Annotated in this window: 24 protein-coding genes and 1 pseudogene; 12 read left to right on the forward strand and 13 right to left on the reverse strand. The window is 72.4% G+C overall.

The window, feature by feature from the left end:
• Window positions 1–235: 235 nt before the first annotated feature.
• Both ACTWJ9_RS28680 and ACTWJ9_RS28685 read right to left on the reverse strand, forming a co-directional pair.
• Window positions 236–487: pseudogene (locus ACTWJ9_RS28680) on the reverse strand (IS5/IS1182 family transposase); the annotation flags it as partial.
• A gap of 9 nt (window positions 488–496) precedes the next feature.
• Window positions 497–820: a hypothetical protein gene (locus ACTWJ9_RS28685; protein ID WP_279337162.1), complete on the reverse strand. Its 324-nt coding sequence runs from the start codon at window positions 818–820 to the stop codon at window positions 497–499.
• A 275-nt stretch (window positions 821–1,095) separates the two neighbouring features.
• Between ACTWJ9_RS28685 and ACTWJ9_RS28690 the strand changes: the two genes are divergently transcribed.
• A complete protein-coding gene (locus tag ACTWJ9_RS28690; RefSeq protein WP_387037898.1) occupies window positions 1,096–1,494 on the forward strand; it encodes a MerR family DNA-binding protein in 399 nt (132 codons plus the stop codon).
• A gap of 90 nt (window positions 1,495–1,584) precedes the next feature.
• On the opposite strand, the gene ACTWJ9_RS28695 is transcribed toward ACTWJ9_RS28690, so the two are convergent.
• A complete protein-coding gene (locus tag ACTWJ9_RS28695) occupies window positions 1,585–1,782 on the reverse strand; it encodes a hypothetical protein (RefSeq protein WP_279337163.1) in 198 nt (65 codons plus the stop codon).
• A gap of 205 nt (window positions 1,783–1,987) precedes the next feature.
• Here ACTWJ9_RS28695 and ACTWJ9_RS28700 point away from each other — a divergent pair, with 205 nt between their 5' ends.
• Window positions 1,988–2,752: a HipA family kinase gene (locus ACTWJ9_RS28700; RefSeq protein WP_279337164.1), complete on the forward strand. Its 765-nt coding sequence runs from the start codon at window positions 1,988–1,990 to the stop codon at window positions 2,750–2,752.
• Window positions 2,749–3,132, forward strand: coding sequence for a DUF3037 domain-containing protein (locus tag ACTWJ9_RS28705; RefSeq protein ID WP_279337165.1), 384 nt, complete (start codon window positions 2,749–2,751; stop codon window positions 3,130–3,132). The genes ACTWJ9_RS28700 and ACTWJ9_RS28705 overlap by 4 nt, the downstream gene beginning before the upstream one ends.
• Before the next feature lie 37 nt (window positions 3,133–3,169).
• Here the strand turns inward: ACTWJ9_RS28705 and ACTWJ9_RS28710 are convergent, their stop codons facing one another.
• On the reverse strand, window positions 3,170–3,664 hold the full coding sequence (locus tag ACTWJ9_RS28710) for an excalibur calcium-binding protein (RefSeq protein ID WP_279337166.1): 495 nt from the start codon (window positions 3,662–3,664) through the stop codon (window positions 3,170–3,172).
• A gap of 538 nt (window positions 3,665–4,202) precedes the next feature.
• Between ACTWJ9_RS28710 and fabG the strand changes: the two genes are divergently transcribed.
• The 5 genes from fabG to ACTWJ9_RS28735 all read left to right on the forward strand — a co-directional run bounded on the left by fabG (window position 4,203) and on the right by ACTWJ9_RS28735 (window position 9,065).
• Entirely contained in the window at window positions 4,203–4,967 is a 765-nt protein-coding gene (fabG, locus tag ACTWJ9_RS28715; RefSeq protein WP_279337167.1) for a 3-oxoacyl-ACP reductase FabG, read from the forward strand.
• A 12-nt stretch (window positions 4,968–4,979) separates the two neighbouring features.
• Entirely contained in the window at window positions 4,980–5,738 is a 759-nt protein-coding gene (locus ACTWJ9_RS28720; RefSeq protein ID WP_443294926.1) for an SDR family oxidoreductase, read from the forward strand.
• A gap of 278 nt (window positions 5,739–6,016) precedes the next feature.
• On the forward strand, window positions 6,017–7,609 hold the full coding sequence (locus tag ACTWJ9_RS28725; RefSeq protein ID WP_279337169.1) for an ABC transporter substrate-binding protein: 1,593 nt from the start codon (window positions 6,017–6,019) through the stop codon (window positions 7,607–7,609).
• 127 nt (window positions 7,610–7,736) lie between these two features.
• The gene (gene ung, locus ACTWJ9_RS28730) at window positions 7,737–8,420 is read left to right on the forward strand and encodes a uracil-DNA glycosylase (protein ID WP_279337170.1); all 684 of its coding nucleotides are present in this window, start codon (window positions 7,737–7,739) and stop codon (window positions 8,418–8,420) included.
• Window positions 8,421–8,528: 108 nt separating this feature from the next.
• Complete coding sequence (locus ACTWJ9_RS28735) at window positions 8,529–9,065, forward strand: hypothetical protein (protein WP_279337171.1); 537 nt, start codon at window positions 8,529–8,531, stop codon at window positions 9,063–9,065.
• 52 nt (window positions 9,066–9,117) lie between these two features.
• Here the strand turns inward: ACTWJ9_RS28735 and ACTWJ9_RS28740 are convergent, their stop codons facing one another.
• The 3 genes from ACTWJ9_RS28740 to ACTWJ9_RS28750 all read right to left on the reverse strand — a co-directional run bounded on the left by ACTWJ9_RS28740 (window position 9,118) and on the right by ACTWJ9_RS28750 (window position 10,881).
• Window positions 9,118–9,591 (reverse strand): hypothetical protein, encoded by a 474-nt coding sequence (locus ACTWJ9_RS28740; RefSeq protein WP_279337172.1) that lies wholly within the window; start codon window positions 9,589–9,591, stop codon window positions 9,118–9,120.
• Window positions 9,592–9,736: 145 nt separating this feature from the next.
• Window positions 9,737–10,246 carry a DinB family protein gene (locus ACTWJ9_RS28745; protein WP_279337173.1) on the reverse strand — a complete coding sequence of 170 codons (510 nt, stop codon included), beginning with the start codon at window positions 10,244–10,246 and terminating at the stop codon, window positions 9,737–9,739.
• A gap of 44 nt (window positions 10,247–10,290) precedes the next feature.
• The gene (locus tag ACTWJ9_RS28750; protein WP_279337174.1) at window positions 10,291–10,881 is read right to left on the reverse strand and encodes a TetR/AcrR family transcriptional regulator; all 591 of its coding nucleotides are present in this window, start codon (window positions 10,879–10,881) and stop codon (window positions 10,291–10,293) included.
• A gap of 129 nt (window positions 10,882–11,010) precedes the next feature.
• On the opposite strand from ACTWJ9_RS28750, the gene ACTWJ9_RS28755 reads away from it, so the two are divergent.
• On the forward strand, window positions 11,011–12,249 hold the full coding sequence (locus ACTWJ9_RS28755; protein WP_387037875.1) for an FAD-dependent monooxygenase: 1,239 nt from the start codon (window positions 11,011–11,013) through the stop codon (window positions 12,247–12,249).
• Window positions 12,250–12,315: 66 nt separating this feature from the next.
• A complete protein-coding gene (locus tag ACTWJ9_RS28760; protein ID WP_279337176.1) occupies window positions 12,316–13,224 on the forward strand; it encodes a Gfo/Idh/MocA family protein in 909 nt (302 codons plus the stop codon).
• Here ACTWJ9_RS28760 and lnt read toward each other — a convergent pair.
• Window positions 13,145–14,722, reverse strand: coding sequence for an apolipoprotein N-acyltransferase (lnt, locus tag ACTWJ9_RS28765; RefSeq protein WP_279337177.1), 1,578 nt, complete (start codon window positions 14,720–14,722; stop codon window positions 13,145–13,147). The two genes, ACTWJ9_RS28760 and lnt, sit on opposite strands and share 80 nt — an antisense overlap.
• Window positions 14,723–14,967: 245 nt before the next feature.
• On the opposite strand from lnt, the gene ACTWJ9_RS28770 reads away from it, so the two are divergent.
• Window positions 14,968–15,708 carry an SDR family NAD(P)-dependent oxidoreductase gene (locus ACTWJ9_RS28770; protein ID WP_279337178.1) on the forward strand — a complete coding sequence of 247 codons (741 nt, stop codon included), beginning with the start codon at window positions 14,968–14,970 and terminating at the stop codon, window positions 15,706–15,708.
• A gap of 65 nt (window positions 15,709–15,773) precedes the next feature.
• Here ACTWJ9_RS28770 and ACTWJ9_RS28775 read toward each other — a convergent pair whose 3' ends face one another.
• From ACTWJ9_RS28775 to ACTWJ9_RS28790, 4 genes are all read right to left on the reverse strand, one after another.
• Window positions 15,774–15,953 (reverse strand): hypothetical protein, encoded by a 180-nt coding sequence (locus tag ACTWJ9_RS28775; RefSeq protein ID WP_279337179.1) that lies wholly within the window; start codon window positions 15,951–15,953, stop codon window positions 15,774–15,776.
• 90 nt (window positions 15,954–16,043) lie between these two features.
• A complete protein-coding gene (locus tag ACTWJ9_RS28780; RefSeq protein WP_279337180.1) occupies window positions 16,044–16,919 on the reverse strand; it encodes an undecaprenyl-diphosphate phosphatase in 876 nt (291 codons plus the stop codon).
• Window positions 16,920–17,145: 226 nt separating this feature from the next.
• Entirely contained in the window at window positions 17,146–17,961 is an 816-nt protein-coding gene (locus ACTWJ9_RS28785) for a TVP38/TMEM64 family protein (RefSeq protein WP_279337181.1), read from the reverse strand.
• 571 nt (window positions 17,962–18,532) lie between these two features.
• A complete protein-coding gene (locus ACTWJ9_RS28790; RefSeq protein WP_443294927.1) occupies window positions 18,533–19,774 on the reverse strand; it encodes an RNA-guided endonuclease InsQ/TnpB family protein in 1,242 nt (413 codons plus the stop codon).
• 308 nt (window positions 19,775–20,082) lie between these two features.
• On the opposite strand from ACTWJ9_RS28790, the gene ACTWJ9_RS28795 reads away from it, so the two are divergent.
• Window positions 20,083–20,928, forward strand: coding sequence for a spermidine synthase (locus ACTWJ9_RS28795; RefSeq protein WP_387042389.1), 846 nt, complete (start codon window positions 20,083–20,085; stop codon window positions 20,926–20,928).
• Here ACTWJ9_RS28795 and ACTWJ9_RS28800 read toward each other — a convergent pair.
• The gene (locus tag ACTWJ9_RS28800) at window positions 20,890–22,182 is read right to left on the reverse strand and encodes an MFS transporter (RefSeq protein WP_387042386.1); all 1,293 of its coding nucleotides are present in this window, start codon (window positions 22,180–22,182) and stop codon (window positions 20,890–20,892) included. The genes ACTWJ9_RS28795 and ACTWJ9_RS28800 overlap by 39 nt on opposite strands.
• Window positions 22,183–22,193 lie beyond the last annotated feature (11 nt).

A 22,193-nucleotide genomic window follows, 5' to 3' on the forward strand; every position in this document is an offset into this window, starting at 1 on the left:
GGAGCTGCCGGGGTGTGGCTACGCGCCCCGGCACCGGTCGCTCTCTGCACGATCCCCGCCAGGCACGCCGAGCACCAGGATCCGTGCGCGGGAGAGGCTCGACTGACGCCCCGTACATTCCCATTCGCCTCAGACGGGGCGCGGCAGCGGGAGTGTGCAGGCCAGGAACCCCGGGCCGCCTCCGCGTCCCGGCCGGCCGGTGGGCCACCGCGGCCAGGCAGCCGTCTCGTTTGGATCAGTGGGCTGACCACAGGAAGATGCCTGCGATGCGGAGACCGGCCAGGTAGATCGTGGCGGTCTTCTCGTAGCGGGTCGCGATGCCTCGCCACTGCTTCAGGCGGTGGACGCATCGCTCGACGGTGTTGCGCTGCTTGCAGGTCTCGCGGTCGAAGGCCGGTGGCCTGCCGCCCTGTCTGCCGCGTCGCAGCCGGTGTCCGCGCTGGTCCGCCGGAACCGGGATGACCGCCCGGATGCCCCGCTTGCGCAGGTGATCTCGTCACGCGGGGTGCAGTCCGGGCGTCGCCGCCCCGGCAAGGGCCTGGCGCAGGGCGATCTCGTCCGGCACGCCGGACACGGTGCCGTCGGCGTTCCGGTACAGACGGCACGACAGGCTGGGCGCGGCGCCGGGTGGCGCGAACGGGTCGGTGCCGTCGACCAGGATCGTCGGAGACCCGTACATGCCCAGCCGGGCGGCCTCCGCCTCATCGGACACCTCGAGCAGCTCCATCCGAGCTGCTCGTCCGTCCAGCGCGGCGGTCACCCGCTCCAGCGCGGGTCGTGCGTTCGGGCAGTCCGCCACCGTGAGTACCGTGATCCGCATCCGCCTCGTCCTCCCAGCCCACTGCTCGATCTTCCACACCCGACGGTAGACCTTCCAGTGCACAGGAAGGTCAAGGGCCGGCCTGGAGAAATGCGCACCGGCGACCTCGCTGCCCGCACCGGGCTGACGACCAAGACCCTTCGCTTCCACGGGGACAGTGGTCTACCGCCTGCGCCCCCCGCACCCCGGGCGGCTACCGTGGCTGCCCCGACCACACCGTCACCCGGCTCTCGTTCGTCCGCGACGTCCAGCGCGCGGGCCTCACCCTCGCCGAGATCCGCTCGATCCTCGCCCAGCGCGACGACGGCCATGCACCCTGCACCCACGTCACCGAACTGATCCCCGCACACCTGGACGACATCGACCGGCGCCTGGCCGAACTCGTCACCACCCGCGAAGCGCTGCGCGCCCTCGTGGGCCGCACCGCGACCACCGCCCCGGCCACCTGCGGCGCAGACGACATCTGCCCAGTCTCAACTCCACACGGCTGTAGGCGCCGGCTCCCGTCGCGCTGTCCGCTCTCCCGCCGATCGCTGGCATCGCAGTGCTGCCGGTGGCCGTGGACATCGAGAGGGCGCGTGCTGACGCGCAGGGTGCCCCGGTCGGCGCCGCCTGCCCCGGATGCGGAGCGCGGCCGACCCGGATCACGGATCCTGCCTGCGGTTTCCCGCTGACATGCCGAGTGTCGTACTCCGGCCGCCCGGCGGACAGGACGGCTCCCGCGGTGCAGCCCTCGTTGCCATCGCCGTGAACAGGTGGAACACCTACACCCGGAAGCCCGCGTTCGCCGAGGCCGGGATCATTCCACCGCGTGCCAAGGATGCGAAGCCGTGGCAGGGGGAGGCGGCGCCGAAGGACGGCTTCCACGTACCGCGTCCCACCTGTGCCCCGATCATGCTGGAGGCGGGGGAGTCCGTGGTGACGTTGGCGCGATGGCTCGGGCGCTTCTCGCCGGCCGTCATGCTCGGTCACTTGCTCACTTCAGGCCGGAGGCCGGGAGCGAGGGGCGCACCGTGATCGACGGACTGCTCGGAGAGCAGGGAGATGAGTGCGTAGGCCGAAACTTCCCAGATTCTCCCCCGGGCTGATCGTGGCCGACTCCTCGGAGCACAGGGATCTGGAGGAGGTCGTGGATTGCAAGGCCAAGGGATCGCGTAGCCTGGCGAAATGCTGACCGAGGTCACCGCCACCCGCTACATCACGCCCCTGCGTGAGGGCGGCTCGCTGCCGGGACTGGTCGAGGCCGACGACCTCGGCACCTACGTCCTCAAATTCACCGGTGCGGGCCAGGGGCGCAAGACCCTGGTCGCCGAGGTCGTCTGCGGGGAACTAGCCCGCCGGCTGGGGTTCCGGGTGCCGCGCCTGGTGACGGTCGAACTCGACCCGGTGCTGGGGCTGGGTGAGCCCGACGAGCAGGTTCAGGGACTCCTCAAGTCCAGCGGGGGCACCAATCTGGGCATGGAGTTCCTCTCCGGCGCGCTCGGCTTCGACCCGCTCGCCTTCGAGGTGAGCCCCGAAGAGGCCGGGCGGGTCGTCTGGTTCGACGCGCTGGTGAACAACGTCGACCGGTCCTGGCGCAACCCCAACCTGCTGCGCCGGCACGGCGAGCTCTGGCTGATCGACCACGGCGCCACCATGATCTGGCACCACAACTGGCCCGGCGTCGAAGCGTCCGCCGCCCGCCCCTACGACGCCTCCGACCACGCCTTGAAGACGTTCGCGCCGGATGTGGCCGCCGCGGCGGCGGATCTCGCGCCGCGCGTCACCGAGGACCTGCTCGGCGAGGTCACCGCACGGATTCCCGACGTGTGGCTGGTGGACGAGCCGGGGTTCGAGACCCCGGACGAACTCCGGCGGGCCTACGCACGGCCCCTGCTCGCCCGCGCGGCCACCGTCCACCAGCGCGTCCACGGTCTCGGGGAGAACGAGTGAGCGACCGGCACGTCTTCGAGTACGCGCTGCTGCGGGTCGTACCGCGCATCGAGCGCGGCGAGTGCGTCAACGCGGGAGTGCTCGTGTACTGCCGTCACGAGGCGTTCGTCGGGGTACGCACCCATCTCGACGCGTCCCGGCTGCTGGCCCTCGACCCGCACGTGGACCTGGCCGGCGTACGGGCCGCGCTGCGTGCCGTCGAGGGGGTGTGCGCCGGTGGGGAGGCGGCGGGCCAGGCCGCCGGGGACGACGCCGGGCGGCGCTTCCGCTGGCTGGTCGCGCCCCGCTCCACCGTCGTCCAGCCCGGGCCCGTGCACACCGGGCTCACCGCCGACCCGTCGGCCGAGGTGGAGCGGCTGCTCGACCTGCTCGTGCGCTGAACCGGCGACCTCCTTGTGGCGGGCGCCGGTCCGGGGGTCAGCGCCGGCGGCGCCTCACCACGTAGCCGGCCGCGGCGGCGGCACCCGCCGCGAACGCCAGGCCGATTCCGATGTCCCAGTCGCTGGGCCCGGTGCCCGACGAGCCACCCAGCCCGCCCTCCACACCCCGTGTGGGTGTGACCGAGGCGGGTGCGGTGAGGGCCGGAGGTGCCACCGCGGGGGCCGTGGGCGTCAGGGGGGTGGTGGGGGCCGCGACGGGAGTCGCGGTGGTGGGCACGGGCCGGGGAGAGCTGGTGGAGGAGGTGACGGGGTCGCCCCGGTGGGGAAGCGCCTCGCAGGCGATGTCGTCGTCCGGGCCCTGTTCCTCGTCGAGTCCGTTGGGATCGCTCCGGTCCAGGTTGAACAGGGCCTGTGCCTCCTCCTGGTAGGTGAAGTCCCGGCAGTTCAGATCCTGTGCGTGAGCGGTGGGGGCCGACGGCACGGTCGCGGCGAGCGCGATCAGTATGCCGAGAGCACCGGTGCGACGGCACATGGAGCGCCTCCTTTCCGGCCGGGAGCGGCTGCTCCGGCCGTGAGTGGCTCGCGCTTCGACGCTAGGGCCTGTCCGGCGGATCAACCCGCAGACGCGAGGGCCGGCCCGCTCGTCCGCGGTGTCGCCGTCACTCACCGGCGCCCCGCGCCGACGTCATCCTCCGCGGTGCGGCCGGACACGTCAGCCCCCGCTCACCTGCGCCGATGGGCGCCGCGGGTTTCCCGCTGCCTGATCCGCCGGACAGGCCCCCGGGGCGCCCCCCACCGGGGCGCGCAGCCGTAGGCCGTTCGGGTGGCGTGGACGTGGTCGCGGGGCCGGTCCGGGCGGGGCTTCGGGGCGGGGTCCCGGGGCGGGACGGCGCCGAGCGGGGCGTGGTCCGCACGGGGGCGGCGGTCCGGGGAATGGATCACACAGCAGGGTGTGCCGTTGACACCGGGTGCCAGGGCTTCTAGCGTCACGTCTGCTGAAGGTACTAAGCGGTTGCTCACTGACGGGGCAGGCCGCAGGAGCCGCATCCCAAGGGCGAGGAGAAGCAGCAATGTCCACCATTGAGCAGCAGCGGGTCGCGGTCGTCACCGGTGCCGCGCGCGGTATCGGCGCCGCCACCGCCGTACGGCTGGCGGCCGAGGGCCACGCGGTCGCCGTGATCGACCTCGACGAGGGCGCGTGCAAGGACACCGTCGAGAAGATCACCACCACCGGTGGCAAGGCTCTCGCGGTCGGCTGCGACGTCTCGGACGAGGCGCAGGTCGAGGCCGCCGTCGCGCGCATCGCCGAGGAACTCGGCGCGCCGACCATCCTGGTCAACAACGCGGGTGTGCTGCGCGACAACCTGCTGTTCAAGATGAGCGTCGCCGACTGGGACACCGTCATGAACGTGCACCTGCGCGGCGCCTTCCTGATGTCGAAGGCCTGCCAGAAGCACATGGTCGACGCCGGCTTCGGACGGATCGTCAACCTGTCCTCCTCCTCCGCGCTGGGCAACCGGGGCCAGGTCAACTACTCCGCCGCCAAGGCCGGTCTGCAGGGCTTCACCAAGACCCTGGCCAAGGAGCTCGGCAAGTTCGGCATCACCGCCAACGCCGTCGCCCCCGGCTTCATCGCCACCGAGATGACCAAGGCCACCGCCGACCGCGTCGGCATGGGCTTCGACGACTTCAAGGCCGCCGCCGCCACCCAGATCCCGGTCGCCCGCGTCGGCGAGCCGGAGGACATCGCCAACGCGATCGCCTTCTTCGCCGGCGAGGCCGCCGGATTCGTCTCCGGACAGGTGCTGTACGTGGCCGGCGGACCGCTCGACTAGGGAAGACGGGACATGACTTCAGTGGAACTCTCGGGCAAGGTCGCCCTGGTCACCGGCGCCAGCCGCGGCATCGGCCACGGCGTCGCCGAGGCGCTGGTCGCGCGCGGCGACCGCGTCTGCATCACCGGCCGCAACGAGGACGCCCTCAAGGAGGCCGTCGAGCAGCTGGGCGCCGACCGGGTCATCGGAGTGGCCGGCAAGGCGCACGACGAGGCGCACCAGGCCCTCGCCGTCGAGCGGACGATGGAGGCCTTCGGCCGGATCGACTACCTCGTCAACAACGCCGGCACCAACCCGGTGTTCGGGCCGATCGCCGACCTCGACCTGAACGTGGCGCGCAAGGTCTTCGAGACCAACGTGATCTCGGCGCTCGGTTTCGCCCAGCGCACCTGGCACGCCTGGCAGAAGGACCACGGCGGAGCGATCGTCAACATCGCCTCCGTCGCGGGCATCGCGCCCTCGCCCTTCATCGCCGCCTACGGCGTCAGCAAGGCGGCACTGATCAACCTGACCGCGCAGCTGGCCCACGAGTTCGCGCCCGGGGTACGGGTCAACGCGATCGCCCCGGCCGTGGTGAAGACCAAGTTCGCCCAGGCGCTGTACGAGGGCAGGGAGGAGGAGGCCGCCGCGTCCTACCCGCTGGGCCGGCTCGGCGTGCCCTCCGACATCGGCGGCGCCGCCGTGTTCCTCACCTCGGACCAGGCGGACTGGGTCACCGGCCAGACGCTGGTGGTCGACGGCGGCATCTTCCTGAACGCCGGCGTGAGCTGAGACCGCGCCGGCCGCGTCGCCGGAGTGATCCGCCGGGCGGCCCGGGGCCGGATCGACGAGGCTGAGCCATGAGGATCCCGGTACGGGCGTTCGTTGACGAAACGGCGTCCGTACCGGCGTTTTCGAAGACAAGTGGACCCATGACAACGTAGTCAACGCAGAGTGACAACATCATCTACAACGAGTTGATCTCAACAAGCGTACGAGGGAGGGCCACAGAGCGGAAGAGCGCGGTATCGTCTGCCGACTCTTGGGACGGCAGATCGAGGAGTGTGCGCGTGTTCAAGCGGAATCGATGCCTGCGAGGGGTGGCGGTCATCGCGTCCATCGCGTCGATATCGTCCTTGGCCGGATGCGGTGTACTGGCGTCCGACACTCCGGACGATCAAGGGCCGATCGTCATGGGGACCACCAGCTCGCCCAGAACGCTGGACCCGGCAGCCTCCTGGGACAACTCCTGGGAACTGTTCCGCAACGTCTACCAGACGCTGCTGAGCTATCCGGTCGGCGCGAGCACGCCCCAGCCGGACGCAGCCGAGAGCTGCGAATTCTCCGACGATTCCCACCAGGTGTTCCGCTGCGAACTGCGGAAGGGCCTGAAGTTCTCCGACGGCAGTGCCCTCGACGCCAAGGCGGTCAAGTACTCCATCGACCGGATCCGCAAGATCAACGTCAACGGCGGCCCGGCCGGCCTGCTGGGCAGCCTCGAACGGGTACAGGCGCCGAGCGACCGTGAAGTGGTCTTCCACCTCAACAAGCCCGACGCGACGTTCCCGTTCGTGCTCGCCACGCCGGCCATGTCGATCGTCGCCCCGGACGCCTACCCGGCCGACGCCCTGCGCGAGCAGTCCGGCATCGTCGGCTCGGGGCCGTACGCCCTCCAGTCGTACAAGGAGGGCGAGGAGGCCCGACTCGTCCGCAACGACCATTACGAGGGCTTCGCCGACCGCAAGAACAGCGCCGTGACGGTCCGTTATTTCCAGGACTCCGCCACCATGGTCAAGTCGCTGCGCGACGGGCAGATCGACCTGACCTACCGCGGTCTCGCCGCGGACGACATCGTCGAACTCCAGGGCCAGGCCTCCAAGAAGGAGGAGCTCCAGCTGGTGGAAGGCGCCGGGAACAGCATCAACTACCTGGTGTTCAACCCGAAGGACCCGTGGGCCGGCAAGAAGCCGGTGCGCCGGGCGATCGCCCAGATCATCGACCGCGCGGCGATCGCGCACATGATCTACAAGGACACCGTCGACCCGCTGTACTCGATGGTCCCCAAGGGGCTCACCGGCCACACCACCGGCTTCTTCGACGACTACGGCGATCCCAACGTCGACAAGGCCCGGAAGATACTCACCGAGGCGGGCATCAACGAGCCGGTGCCGCTCACCTTCTGGTACACCACGGACCGCTACGGCTCCGAGACCAAGCTGGAGTTCAAGGAGCTGGAGCGCCAGCTGGAGGCCTCCGGGCTGTTCGAGATCACCCTCAAGAGCCGGCCCTGGAAGACGTACGTCGCGGGCTACCAGAAGGGCGAGTACCCGGTGTTCGGGCGCGGCTGGTCCCCCGACTTCCCGGACGCCGACAACTTCATCGCCCCGTTCATCGGCAAGCAGAACGCGCTCGGCACGCCCTACGAGGCGAACGAGATCAACAATGTGCTGCTGCCGAGGTCCCGCCGGGAGAGCGACCGGGGCAACGTCGTGAAGGACTTCGAGGAGGCCCAGCAGATCCTCCTGGACGACGCCCGGCTGCTGCCCCTGTGGCAGGGCCGGCAGTACGTGGCGGCGAGCCGCGACATCGCGGGCGCCGAACGAGCGCTGGATCCGTCGACGATCATGATGGTGTGGCAGCTCTCCCGCAAGACCAGCTGGTAGGAACCGTCGGCGGCGGCCCTCGCGGGACTGGCCCAGGGGCGGCCCGGGGCCGGTCGGGAAGGCGGGTGTCAGTGGTCACCTGTAGGTTTCGAGGCCTGGAAGTGACCACGATCGTGAGGACGTTGACGTGACCGACATCGCCATGCTGCCCGAGTCCTGGCGCGGGGTTCTGGGTGACGAACTGCAGCAGCCCTATTTCGAGCAGCTGACCGAGTTCGTCGAGGAGGAGCGGGCGAAGGGTCCCGTCTACCCGCCCCGCGAGGAGGTCTTCGCGGCACTGGACGCGACGCCGTACGACAAGGTGAAGGTCCTGATCCTCGGTCAGGACCCCTACCACGGCGAAGGCCAGGGGCACGGTCTGTGTTTCTCGGTGCGGCCCGGGGTGCGGATCCCTCCGTCGCTGCGGAACATCTACAAGGAGATGCACGCCGAGCTGGGCACGCCCGTCCCGGACAACGGTTATCTGATGCCGTGGGCCGAGCAGGGCGTGCTGCTGCTCAACGCGGTGCTCACGGTGCGCGGCGGCGAAGCCAACTCGCACAAGGGGCGGGGCTGGGAGCGGTTCACCGACGCGGTCATCCGCGCGGTGGCCGACCGGCCCGATCCGGCGGTCTTCGTGCTGTGGGGCAACTACGCGCAGAAGAAGCTGCCGCTGATCGACGAGAGCCGGCATGCGGTGGTCAAGGGGGCGCATCCGTCGCCGCTGTCGGCGAAGAAGTTCTTCGGATCCCGTCCGTTCACGCAGATCAACGAGGCGGTGGCCGCGCAGGGCCACGAGCCGATCGACTGGACCGTCCCGAACCTGGGCTGACGTCCTTCGGGGCGCGAGGTGTCACGGGGCGTCGCGGAGCGGCTTGGGCTGGATCGTCCCTGCCTGCCGTAGCGTCGGCGGGGACAGCCGGCGAGCGGTGCGGAGGGCATGGTGGCGGAGCGGCAGGGACAGGCGACGCCGGACGAGGTGCTGACGCGGATCGGGCAGGGCGTGATGCTGCACCACGCGGGGGACCGGGTGGAGGCCCGGCACCGCTTCCTCGTTCTGTGGGCGGAGCTCGGCGAGCACGGCGACCCCCTGCACCGCTGCACACTGGCCCACTACCTGGCCGACACCCAGGATGACCCCGGGGACGAACTGGCCTGGGACCTCAGGGCGTTGGCGGCGGCGGACGAGGCCGCCGACGCCCGCCCGGCCGGGTATGAGGGCGCCCCCGCCCTGCGGGCCCTCTACCCGTCCCTGCACCTGAACCTCGCCGCCGACTACGCCCGTCTCGCCCGCCCCGACGCCGCCCGCACCCACCTCGGCCGGGCCCGCGGAGCAGCCCGTACCCTCGCCGCCGACCCCTACGGCGACAAGGTCCGGGCCGCCATCCGGAACATGGAACTCCTCCTGGGCGAGGCGGGTGCGGAGGGGGAGGAGGGGGAGACCGGGGGATGGGGGCCGCCGAGGCGGCGTCCCTAGGGCACCCGGCGGTCCGGAGTCCCGTCGGACGTAGGTGGCGGCGACGAGCAGGTCAACGCCCGTAGGCCTGCTCGCAGATGGCCGACTGCGGGCTGTCCGCCTGCCAGCGGCCGTACTTCCTGCCCAGCGCGCAGACATCCGCCTGCTCCCGCATGTCGCGGCGCACCTTCTCCGAGGCTCCGGAAGCGTGGGGGGCGGGCCTCTTGGGGGGCGGGGTCCTCCCGGTGGCCGGGCGGGCGGGGGCGGTCCGCCGGTCGCGGGCCTCGGACGGCGCGGTCCGCTCCGGTGCGGGTGTGGGCGCGGATGCGGCGGGGGTGGCGCGGTGCGCGGGGGACGCGGGCGGCTCCGTCGGCCGGGACGGAGCGATCATCTCCAGAGCCTCACGGGCCGGCGCCTGCACGACCTGTGTCCGTGCCCTGCCGTCCAGGTGCGGCACCGTCGGGTGGGGCACGCCCGCCGGCGGGCCGGCCGCAGGGGGACGCTGGACCGTCACACAGCCCGCGAGAGCCGTGACCGCCACGGTCATCAGAAGCGTTGCAGTGGTCGTCTTTCGATGCACTCGCGTCACTTTGCTGGCTTTGGCCGTCCGGGGGACGGTGGACTGGCGGAGGATCCCCCGCACGAGTGATCTCCGTCCCCTTTCGGGGGTCGCGGGCGTGCCGGGGGTGACGTCAGTCACCGGTGGCGCCGTCGAGACGCTCGCGGATCAGATCGGCGTGGCCGTTGTGGCGGGCGTACTCCTCGATCATGTGGATGTGGATCCAGCGCAGGTTGAACTGCTTGCCGCTGTGGTGCCTGCCCTTGGCCAGGTCGTCCAGTGAGACGTCGGCCGCGTTGCGCCGGGCGATGTCGATCTCGGTCTGCCAGGTGGTGTGAGCCTCCTGCCAGGTGTCCGCCTCGGTGGGGTGGAAATCGCCGTCCGGGTCGGCCTCGCTGTAGTAGATCGGGCCGGGATCGTCCGCCGCGAGCACCTTGCGGTACCAGTGGCGCTCCACCTCCGCCATGTGCCGCACCAGCCCCATCAGGGACAGCCCGGACGGCGGCGCCGAGGCGGTGCGCAGCTGCTCGTCGGTCAGGCCCTCGCACTTGAGGGCGAGGGTCTGGCGGTGGTATTCGAGCCAGTCCTCCAGCATGGGGCGTTCGTCGGCGGTGGTGGCGGGGTCACGGCGCTCGGTTGTCATGGCCGCATCCTTTCCGGCGGGGGGCGGCCCGCGCCACACGTTTTTCAGACGGCGAGCATCCCGTGCAGCAGTTCCCGCAGGTCCGCCCGTACCTCCTCCAGGGACGGCACGCGAGCGCCGAAAGACCCGGCCACGCAGGAGAACATCAGCCCGTCGGCCCAGGCGATCAGCGACAGCGCGTGCCGGTCGGGGGAGGTGGAGCCGAGCCCGACGACCAGGGCGGTGAGCTGGTCGCGGAACCGGGCGCCGGCCGCGTCGAAGTGGGCTCGCAGCTCGGGGCGGCGGGTCGCTTCCAGGGCCAGTTCGTAGCGGGCGAGGATCAGTTCGCGATGACGCGTCAGGGCGCGGTGGGTGGCCAGCGCCATCGCGTCCAGCAGCGAGTCGGTCCCGGCCCGCGGGTCCGGCATCTCGTGCAGTGCGAGGACGCGTGCCTCCCGCTCGGCGAGCCGCCGTACCGCCAGCTCCAGCAGCGCCTGCCGGGTGCGCGCCACGTTCGAGGTGGAGCCCTGGGGGAGCCCGGCCGCCTGGTCGACCGCACGGTGGGTGAGGCCGCGCATCCCGCGCTCGGCGAGCAGGGCGAGGGCGGCGTCGGCGACGAGGTCGGCGCGGGAGGGGCCTGCGGTGCGTACGGACATGAACGTCAAACTACCCGCAGCACTACAGTCGTAGTACAGTCGGCCCATGAGGCGACTACATCTGTAGTCGCCCGGGTCTCGAAGCCGGCAGGCCGACAGACCGGGGAGCAGCGGAACCGAGGAGGAGCCGTGGCGCAGGTACTGGAGAAAGCCGTAGTGATCGGTGGTGGGATCGGCGGCCTGACCGCGGCGGCCGCCCTGCACCGGCGCGGGGTGAAGGTGACGGTGCTGGAGCGGGCCGGCTCCCTCGAGCCGGCCGGCGCGGCCATCTCCCTCGCCCCCAACGCGCTGCGCGGGCTGGACGTCATCGGCCTCGGCGACGGCGTCCGGGCGCTGGCCGCCTGGCAGGGCGACGGGGGACTGCGCGCACCCGGCGGGCGCTGGCTCTCCCGGTCCAGCGCGGCGGCCGCCACCGAGCGCTTCGGCGGCCCCCTCGTCCTGCTCCACCGTGCCACCCTCATCGACCGGCTGGCCGGGCTGCTCCCCCCGGACGCCGTCCGCACGGCCACCGCCGCGCACCTCATCGATCCGGGAGACCCCGGTGCCCCCGCCCGGCCCGCCCGCGTGAGCACTCCCGACGGCGAGTTGGAGGCCGACCTGGTGGTGGCCGCCGACGGCGTCCACTCCGCCGTACGCCACCTGCTCTTCCCGGATCATCCCGGGGCCGTGTACGCCGGCTTCACCACCTGGCGGACGGTGATCCCGCTGCCTGGTGTGCGGTTCGCCTCCCACGAGACCTGGGGCCGGGGCCGCCTGTGGGGCACCCATCCGCTCAAGGAGGGCCGCGTCTACGCGTACGCCGCCGCCCTGGCCCCCGCCGGGCAGCACGCCCCCGACGACGAGCGCGCCGAACTGCTGCGCCGCTACGGCGACTGGCACGACCCGATCCCCGCCGTCCTGGCCGCCGTCCGTCCCGAGGGCGTGCTGCGGCACGACGTCCATCACATCAGCGAACCGCTGCCCGCCTACCACCACGGCCGGGTCGCCCTGGTCGGCGACGCCGCGCACGCCATGCCCCCCACCCTCGGCCAGGGCGGCAACCAGGCCGTCGAGGACGCGGTCACCCTCGCCCACCACATGGGCGACCTGCCCGCCTACACCGCCGCCCGGCTGCCCCGCACCACCGCCATCGCCCGCCGGGCGGTGCGGGCGGCCCGCCTGAGCATGATGACCCACCGCGCCGGGACCGTCGTACGCGACACCGCGATCGCCGCGCTGTCGAAGGCCGGACCGGCGCTGCTCCTGCGGAGCTTCGACGACATCGCCGCCTGGCGGCCCCCGGCGGGGGACGCCGTATCCTTTCCGGCGTCCTTCCCCGCAGGCGAGGACAGAGCCCGCGCCGCGGACGACAACCGAGACCGAGACTGAGACCGGGGCCGGACCCCGGACCCCGGACCGGACCCGCGACGGACAACCGCTGGAGGAGAACACCCCGTGAAGGTCGGCTGCATCGGACTCGGCGACATCGCACAGAAGGCGTACCTCCCGGTGCTCGCCACCCGGCCCGGCGTGGAGCTGCACCTGCAGACCCGCACACCCGCGACACTCACCCGGGTCGCCGACGGCCTCCACCTGCCGCGCGGACAGCGGCACGCCGACCTCGACGCCCTGCTCGCCCAGGATCTCGACGCCGCCTTCGTGCACGCCCCGACCCAGGCCCACCCGGAGATCGTGACCCGGCTGCTCGAGGCGGGTGTACCGACCTACGTCGACAAGCCGCTCGCCTACGAACTCGCCGACTCCACGCGGCTGGTGGCCCTCGCCGAGGAGCGGGGCACCAGCCTCGCCGTCGGTTTCAACCGGCGTTTCGCCCCGGGCTACGCGCAGTGCGCCGACCACCCGCGTGAGCTGATCCTGCTGCAGAAGAACCGGGTCGGGCTGCCGGAGGAGCCGCGCACGATGATCCTCGACGACTTCATCCACGTCGTCGACACCCTGCGCTTCCTGGTTCCCGGGCCGGTCGACGACATGACCGTGCGGGCCCGCACCGAGGACGGACTGCTGCACCACGTGGTGCTCCAGCTCGCCGGGGACGGATTCACCGCGCTCGGCGTGATGAACCGGCTCAGCGGCTCGGCCGAGGAGATCCTCGAGGTCTCCGGCCAGGACAGCAAGCGGCAGGTGGTCAACCTCGCCGAGGTGATCGACCACAAGGGCCAGCCGACCGTCCGGCGGCGCGGGGACTGGGTGCCGGTGGCCCGGCAGCGCGGCATCGAACAGGCGGTGCTCGCCTTCCTCGACGCGGTGGGCGAGGGCAGGACGCTCAGTGCCCGGGACGCGCTGGCGACCCATGAGCTGTGCGAGCGTGTGGTGCGTGCGGTGCGGGAGCGGGCCGCCGCCTGAGCCGCAGGGCCCGTGTGCCCTCGGCCGCACCCCAGAGGGCCAGCACCAGCAGCGCCGCCTGCGGCGGCCAGTCGCCGAAGCGGACGTAGGGCGTGGTGCCGTGGGCGAGCGGGACGTCGTACACCTGCGCCGCGCTCACGTCCGTGCCGAGCCGCGGGCCCACGCGCTCGCCGTCCGGGCCGTAGACGGCGGACACGCCGGTCAGCGTCGCGTGCACCATGGAGCGGCCGGTCTCGGCGGCGCGCAGCGCGGCGAGCGAGGCGTGCTGCCAGGGTGCCCAGCTCTGCTGGAAGGTCGACGTCGACGACTGGGCGAGCAGGACGTCGGCGCCGTCCCCGGCCAGATGCCGGCTCATGTCCGGGAACGCGGACTCGAAGCAGATCATGGGGCCGATCCGCAGCCCGTTCCCCGCGTCCATCAGCACCTGCTCCGCACCGCGCCTGCGGTCCTCGCCCGCCGCCTTGCCGACGGAGGTGGCCCAGCCCAGCAGGGAACGGGCCGGGATGTACTCCCCGAACGGAACCAACCGCATCTTGTCGTACCGGTCACCGGTGAGTCCGTCCGGGCCGACCAGCACCGAACTCTTGTAGATGCCGGGCTGGTCGGAGCGCCGCGCGTCCACGTTGACCAGGAGCTCGGCGCCCGTCGCGCGCGACAGCGCGGCAAGGCGCCGCGCCAGGTCGGGCCGGGCACCGAGGTCGAAACCGACGCTGCTCTCACCCCAGACGACCAGGTCGACGTTCCGGCCGGCGAGCTCCCGGGTGAGCCGCTCCTCGAGGTCGAAGCGCCGGTCCGGGCTGTCCGGCCCGGAGACGACGCCCGGCTGGACGACCGCGATCCTGGCCCGGCCGTCGGTGCCCGGGGAGGGTGTCCCCACCCATGCGGCGGAGGTGACCACGCCCGTGGCGACCAGAGCGGCCACGGCCGCCACCCGGGCCCGCCGCACCACGAGGAGCACGGCCACGGCCACGTTCAGCACCACCAGCAGAAAACTGAGCAGCCATACCCCGCCCACCGACGCCAGCCGCAGCGCCGCGCCCACCTGCCACTGGCTCGCACCGAGCACGCCCCAGGGGCCGCCCAGCGCCTGCCAGGAACGCACCAGTTCGATGGCCAGCCAGCCCGAGGGCAGCACGACCAGCGCGGCCCCGACCCTCCCTGGGGACGGTGCCCCGCCCAGCAGCCGTCGCACCAGCCACCCCCAGGGCGCCCACAGCGCGCCGAGCAGGGCCGCGAGGACGAACGTGAACACATGCAGGTTCGGCAGCAGCCAGTGGTGCATCGCGAACATGAAACCGAACCCGCCCCACCAGCCGTCGTACGCGGCACGGCGGCCCGTGGGCGCGGAACGCGCCAGCAGGATCCAGGGCACCAGCGCGACGTAGGCGAACCACCACAGGGACGGGGCGGGGAAGGCGAGGACGGGCAGGGCTCCCGCGCCCGCGGCGACGGCCGAGCGCCGCCACGGGGAGACCAGCCAGTGGCCGGACGACTTCAACGGCGCCTCCCTGTCCCGCGTATGCCTTCAGTGTGCGCCTCGGGCAAGATCCGGGACAGGGCGCGTCGGGCCCAGTGGACCACAGGCGCCGCCGGCCGGCCGGATGGACGCCGCCGGGCCCGTGTCCGGGCCGAGACCCGCCCGGAGCCAAGGGGGGTGCGCGGATGTCCGCATCCCCACGAGGAATTCCCGCGGGTCTGGGAGTCTGGTGATCTTCGGTTCGGGCTCCAGTCCGGGAGGACTTCATGAAACGTCTCGTCACCGTGGTCACCGGTGGTAGCCGGGGGATCGGGGCCGCGACCTGTCTGCGGCTCGCGGGGGAGGGGCACGACGTGGTGGTGGGGTATGTGCGGGACGCCTCGGCCGCACAGAGCGTGGCCGACGGGGTGCGGGCGGCCGGTGCGCGGGCCGTCACCGTACGGGGGGACACCGCCGACGAGGAGGACGTCGACCGCCTCTTCGGCGTGGCGGAGCGGGAACTGGGGCCGGTCACGGGGCTGGTGAACAACGCCGCGGTGACCGGGCCGCTGGGGCGGTTCACCGACGTCGACACCGCGACGATACGCCGCGTCGTCGACGTCAACCTCATGGGGACGCTGCTGTGTTCACGCCGCGCCGCACAGCTGATGACCCCCCGGGGCGAGGGGACGATCGTGAACATCTCGTCGGGGGCCGCCACCCTCGGCAGCCCCGGCGAGTACGTCCACTACGCGGCGACCAAGGCCGCCGTCGACGCCCTCACGGTCGGACTGGCGAAGGAACTCGGTCCGGTCGGCATCCGCGTCAACGCGGTCGCTCCGGGTGCGATCGACACGGACATGCACGCCGCCATGGGCGCCCCGGACCGGGCGTGGGAGGTGGCCGCCACGGTCCCGCTGCGCCGCCCGGGGCGGGCCGAGGAGATCGCCGCGGCGGTCGCCTGGCTGATGTCGCCGGACGCCTCGTACACGACGGGGGCGGTGCTGCGGGTGGCGGGCGGACGCTGAGACGCGCGTTCCGACGCGCGAACAGGGGGCCGCGGTACGAGGGCCGGTGGCGGCGGGGCGGGGGCTCAGGCCGCCTTGACGACCTCGCCCCGGATCGCCGCCGCCCACTCGACCACCAGGAGCTCGTACTCCGCGCGCTCATGCGCCGACAGGGATCCGCCCGCGCGCAGCCACAGTGCTCGGATGCGCTCGTTGACCTCAGCGGCGGACCGCACGGAACCAGGGGTCACGGATTCGGGGGACATGCCGACCAGCCTAGGGCCACGCGCTGACAGCGCGCTACCGGACGGCTACCCGTCCCGTATGGGTTCGGTCACGTCCCCCCATGAGGGTCCTCAGCCCGACGACTCCGCCGCGTGCGGGCTCAGCACACCCATGCTGACCAGGACGATGATGACGATGCCGAGTGCGATGCGGTACCAGACGAACGGCATGAAGCTCTTGGTGGAGATGAACTTCATGAACCACGCGATCACCGCGTACCCGACCGCGAAGGCGACGACCGTCGCGAAGATCGTGGGGCCCCAGGTGACGTGACCGCCGTCGGTGGCGTCCTTGAGTTCGTAGAGTCCGGAGGCGAGCACCGCGGGAATCGCGAGCAGGAAGGAGTAGCGGGCCGCGGCCTCACGCCGGTACCCCATGAACAGGCCGCCGCTGATGGTGGCGCCGGAGCGGGAGACACCCGGGATGAGCGCCAGGGCCTGACAGAATCCGTAGATCAGGCCGTCCTTGACGGTCAGGTCCTGGAGTTCCTTGCCCTGCTTGGGTGTGCGGTGCCGGCCGCCGCTCTCGTCGCGCGCCGCCAGCCGGTCGGCGACACCGAGGACGATGCCCATGACGATCAGCATGGTCGCGGTGAGCCGCAGGTCGCGGAACGGCCCCTCGATCTGGTCCTTCAGCGTCAGGCCGAGCACACCGATCGGGATCGAGCCGACGATGACCAGCCAGCCCATGCGCGCGTCGTGGTCCCGGCGCATCTCCTTGTCGGTGAGCGAGCGGGTCCAGGCCGACAGGATCCGCCCGATGTCCTTGCGGAAGTAGATGAGCACGGCTGCTTCCGTACCGATCTGGGTGATCGCGGTGAAGGCCGCGCCCGGGTCCTCCCAGCCGGAGAAGGCCGCGGTCAGCCGCAGATGCGCGCTGGAGGAGATGGGCAGGAACTCGGTCAGCCCCTGGACGAGTCCGAGGATGAGAGATTCAAACCAAGACATGAGGCAGCGGTGTCCAAGTGCCGATCGCGGAAAAAGCGGAAAAAGGTGACGGGCACGCCGAAGCACGGTGTGCGGTGATCAGGCGCGCCGGGGTCGAAGCGTAGCGCCCCAAGATGAACGAACGATGCCAGGTGTCGCACGGGCTTTCGGCCCCTGAAGCCGACGCGGTGCTGCGGGAACGACCACGGCGGGGCGGCGGTGGATCCCACCCGGAGTGCCCGAGGCGTCAACGGCGGCGCAGCCCGCGCCGCTTGCGCCACGCGATCACCGCGCCCAGCAGGCCCGGCACGGTGATGCAGGCCAGGGCGATCAGGAAGGCGGGGGAGGTCGGTGCCGATGCGCGGGCGCCGGCGACGGCGTAGGCAGCGGTGTTCGGGATCGAGCCGAGCCCCGTCGCCAGCAGGAACGGCAGCAGGCCCATCCGGGAGACGGCGGCGCAGTAGTTCGACGCGGCGAACGGCACCCCCGGGAAGAGCCGTGCCGCCAGCATCGAGCGGAAGCCGTGCCGGCTCAGCTGCTGGTCGGCCGCCTTCAGCCAGCGCCCCCGCAGGAGCGGACGCAGTGCGTCCTGGCCGAGTGCCCGGCCGAGGCAGAAGGCCAGCCCGGCGCCGAGCACCGTGCCGGACAGGGCGGCACCGAGCCCCAACTGGCTGCCGAACAGCGCACCCGCGGCGAGGTTCAGCAGCGGGCGCGGCACGAACGCCACCGTGCACACCCCGTAGGCCGCCGCGTACACCGTGATCGCCGCGGCTCCGCCGAGCTGCGACGGCCAGCCGTCGGTCAGCAGCTTCTGCGGTTCCAGGAGCAGCATCGCCGAAGCCGCGGAGGCGAGCAGCACGAGCAGCAGGGACAGCCGTGACCAGGGCGACAGCAGGGCTCTGGCGCAGCGGGCGGGCAGACCCGTGGCGGGTCCGGGCGGGAGCACGGGCGCCGGGGCCGGGGCGGCTGTGGGGACGGAGACGGCGGCAGCGGCGAGTTCCGTGGCGACGGCCCGGGGAGAGGCCGTCGCGGTGCCCCCAGAGCGGTCGGTGGCATCGAGCATCCGGTGACATTAACCGACGCATGTGTCCGGTCGCCGTAGTGTGCGTCTCATGGGCGCCACGGGGGCCGCAACACCCGGGGTGCCGGGGAGCGGAATCGCCGACACCGGGCCGGAGGGCCTGCCCCGGCCCGACCGCGCCGCCGTGCGCGCCACCGTTCCTCCGGGTTCCTGCCCGTCGCCCGGCACCTCCTGCCCGCCGTCCCGTGGCGGGACACCGGCGCGTGACCGCCCGGCTCCCCGTGACCTCGTGGAAAACCATTCGACGCGGGGCGGGCCGTCGGCAATGATCGACGCCATGTTCCGGTACGCCTTCCACCTTGCAGCATCCGCGGTCGCGGATGCCCCGAAGGCCGCCGTTCCCGCTTTCCCCGCCGCTGTCGACGGCGCCCGAAGCTGACCCTCCCCGGATCGTCCGGCGGACCCCCCAGGGGGAGGGTCGGCCAGGTTCCCGGGGTCCCCGTCCCGCCGCGCGCCGATCCGCCGCGCGGCCGGGACCGCTCACGCATCACCTTCGAGAGGCTTCGAGGTACCGCCATGTCCAAGACGGCGTACGTCCGCACCAAACCGCATGTCAACGGACCCGGGACCGAAGTCCCGGGCTTGCAGAACGGGCGCCACTGGCGGTGATGCTGCGTCTGCGTCCAGCCCCGCCCCGCGGACGCGGGAGCGGGTCTGGGGCGGTTGACTGCGCCCCGCGTCGCCACAACTCCCACGCCCGGGCGCGGATGTTGCGGGAGCCGTTCCGGTCCGCGTGATCAACGAATCCGCAGGACCGGCAGGCGAACCGGGCCTGGGAGACCCGGTTCGCCTGGTCGAGGTGCCCGCACTCGGCGCAGGTCCGGGAGGTGTACGCCGGATCGACATACACCACCGGCACCCCCGCCCGGCGGGCCTTGTACGCGATGAACTGCCCCAGCTGGGCGAAGGCCCAGCTGGAGTGGGCGGCCCGTTGGGGCCTGCGAAGCCGTACCCTCTGCCGGATGCCCGTCAGGTCCTCCAGGGCGATTCCGCGCGAGGTGCGTTCTGCCTCGGCCACCACATGTTTCGCGATCTTGTGATTGATGTCCCGGGCCCGCCGGGCCTCCTTGCCGCGGCGCTTCTTCAGCCGCCGCCGGGCGGACGGGGTGTTCTTTCGCTGCAGCTTGGTCCGCAGTGTGCGTTCCCGCACCCGGATCCGGTTGAGTCCGTGCCCGGCCATGATCTCGCCGTCCGAGGTGGTGGCGATGTTGACGATGCCCAGGTCGATGCCGAGGAAGTCCACCGGCTCCGTGTTCAGCGGCGCCTCGGGCACCTCACAGGTGGCGTTCAAAAACCACCTGCCGTCCCGGCAGACGAGATCGGACTCGCCCCTGCGGTAGAGGGCCAGGGTGGCCAGCTGCTCCGGTGAGGCGGTAGACGCCACGTCCTTCACCCGCCCGGAAGTCGTCCAGATCGACACCCGGCGCCGGTCGGTCTGCCAGGACAGCATCCGGTCGTCGAAGGGCTGGGCGCCCGTCGGCCGGAAAGCGATCGGCTTCTGCGTGGCCCGCCGGTACCGGTGCGAGCCCGGTCGGCCCAGATTCCCGGCCTTCAGGTTCGCCCGCAGCGTGGCATAGGCGTCGCAGGCCTTCTTGATCGTGTGCTGGGCCGCCTGGGCGCCTAGGTTCCACCGCGACCTGACCTGCCCGTAGGTGAGCCTGCGCAGGGCGAAGTTCTTGAACTCCCCGCTGTCGAAGGCGACCTCGCTGACCCACGTGGCGGCCTCGTTGCAGGCCCGCAGGGCCGCCGCCTGCACCGGCGTCGGCACCAGTCTGACCTGCACCACCAGCTTCACGATCACCGAACCTACCCACCCGTACGACCGGCCACCGCACATTCACCCGTCATCACCCGGCCGAGTGAACCCACACCGGCACAGCAGCACGGTCCCACCGGACACGACACCCGGCCGCTCCGCAGCCGGGCCCGCACGAGCGATACCGCGGCGCTCCGCGCCGCGACCACGAGGATGCGATTCCCCCCGGGGCTGAAGCCCTGGGGTTCCTCGCAAGAATCTGCTGAAGCGGCGCCGGGTGTCCGTCCCATCCCGCGCGCGGGATGGGACGGACACCCGGCCGGTGCCACGGCGGCACAATGGGGGCTGTGAACGAGCCGATACCCGTGACCCGTGCCGTCGGTCACGGCACCGCGAAGCTGATGCCCGACGTCGACCGTGAGCGGGCCTGGCTGCTGACGGTCGACGGGGCGCCGCAGTCGTACGTCGACCTGGACGATCCGGCTCATCTGGAGTTCGAGTACGTCCGGCGGCTCGGGCACGTCCTGGACACCCTCGCCGAGCCGGGGCACCCGCTGGACGCGATCCACCTCGGTGGCGGCGGGCTCACCCTGCCCCGCTACCTGGCCGCGACCCGCCCCGGCTCCCGGCAGGACGTCGTCGAGTTCGACGGGGAACTGCTGGACCTGGTCGCCGAGCAACTGCCGCTGCCCGAGGGGGCGGACGTCACGCCGCACGCGGCGGACGCCCGCACCTGGCTGGAGGCCGCCCCCGACGCCTCGGCGGACGTCCTCGTCGCCGACGTCTTCGGCGGTTCACGGGTCCCGGCGCACCTGACCTCCGTCGCCTACGCCCGCGAGGCGGCGCGCGTCCTGCGGGCCGGCGGCGTCTACCTCGGCAACCTCGCCGACGCGGCCCCGTTCGCCTTCCTGCGCTCCCAACTGGCCACGCTCGGCACGGTCTTCGAGGAGCTGGTGCTGATCGCCGAGCCGGGGGTGCTGCGCGGGCGCCGCTTCGGCAACGCCGTACTGGCCGCCGCGCACCGCCCCCTCGACATCGCCGCCCTGGCCCGGCGCACCGCCGCCGACGTCTTCCCCGCACGCGTCGAGCACGGCGCGGCCCTGCGGGACTTCACCGGCGGGGCGCGGCCGGTGCGGGACGAGGACGCCGTACCGTCACCCGAGCCCCCCGACGGGGCGTTCGGCATCGGCTGACTCGGTGCCCCGGACCGCCCCGGCGACGGGCACGGTCCGGCGGCGCAGGGTGCGCACGTCCGGTACACACAGCACCGCCGCCGTGACCACGACGACCAGTGCGGCGCAGCCCCACAGCGCCTCCGTGCGGCCGAACACCGACTGGACGGGGCCCGCCAGCGCCATCGCGGCCGGCACCAGCGCCACCGAGCCGAACCAGTCGTAGGCCGAGACCCGGGAGAGCTTCTCCTCCGGTATCTCCTGGTGCAGGGCCGTCATCCAGGAGACGCCGAACACCTCCACACTCACGCCGGTCACGAACATCACCGCGCACAGCACCGTCACCGGTACCGGCACGGCGAGCGCGGCGGACGGCAGGGCCAGCGGGAACACACAGAGGGTGCCGACGAACAGCAGGCGGCGCGGTTTCCAGCGGGTCATCACCAGCGCGCCCACCACCGTGCCCCCGCCGAAGAAGGCCAGGGCCAGGCCCCACGGCGCGGCACCGCCCAGATGGTCCCGGGCGACGAGCGGACCGTAGACCGCGTCGGCGGCACCGACGACCGCGTTGGCGAGGGAGAACTGGATGACGATGCTCCACAGCCAGGGCCGGCCGGAGAACTCCCGCCATCCGTCCCGGAGGTCGGCGAGCAGACCGCCGCCCGGCGCGCGCGGCGGGATGTGCCTCACGTCGAGGAAGGCCCGCAGCGCCGCCGCGACGGCGAAGGCGGCCGCGTCCGCCGCGAGCACCCAGCCCGGTCCCATCGCGGCGATCATGAGGCCGCCCAGGGCGACGCCGCCGAGCGTCGAACCCTGCATCGCCATCCGGAACACCGCGAACGCCCGGCCGGCCTGTTCGCCCTCGACCGAGGAGAGCAGCATGCCCTCGGCGGCGGGGCCGAAGAACGCCTGGCCGACTCCGCCCAGGCCGCTGAGCAGCATCATCTGCCACAGCTGGGCCTCCCCGGCCAGGACGAGGGCCGCGAACGCGGCCTGCGAGAGGCAGTTCAGGACATTGGCCGCGACCATCACATGGTGGCGCGGCAGCCGGTCCGCGACGGCACCGCCGATCAGCAGGAACAGCACCAGCGGCAGGGTGCGGGCGGCGGCCACCAGGCCCACCTCGCCGGCGTCCCCGCCCGCGGCCAGCACCGCGAACGCGGAGGCGATCAGCGCACCGTGACTGCCCAGGCTCGTCACCACCGCGGACGCGGTCAGCAGCGTGTAGTTGCGGCCCGCCCAGGCGGGACGGCGACGGGAATCGATGGTCGGCACACCGTGACTAT

This window comes from Streptomyces sp. GDS52 (assembly GCF_052246875.1).
GTDB classification, from domain to species: Bacteria; Actinomycetota; Actinomycetes; order Streptomycetales; family Streptomycetaceae; genus Streptomyces; species Streptomyces cathayae.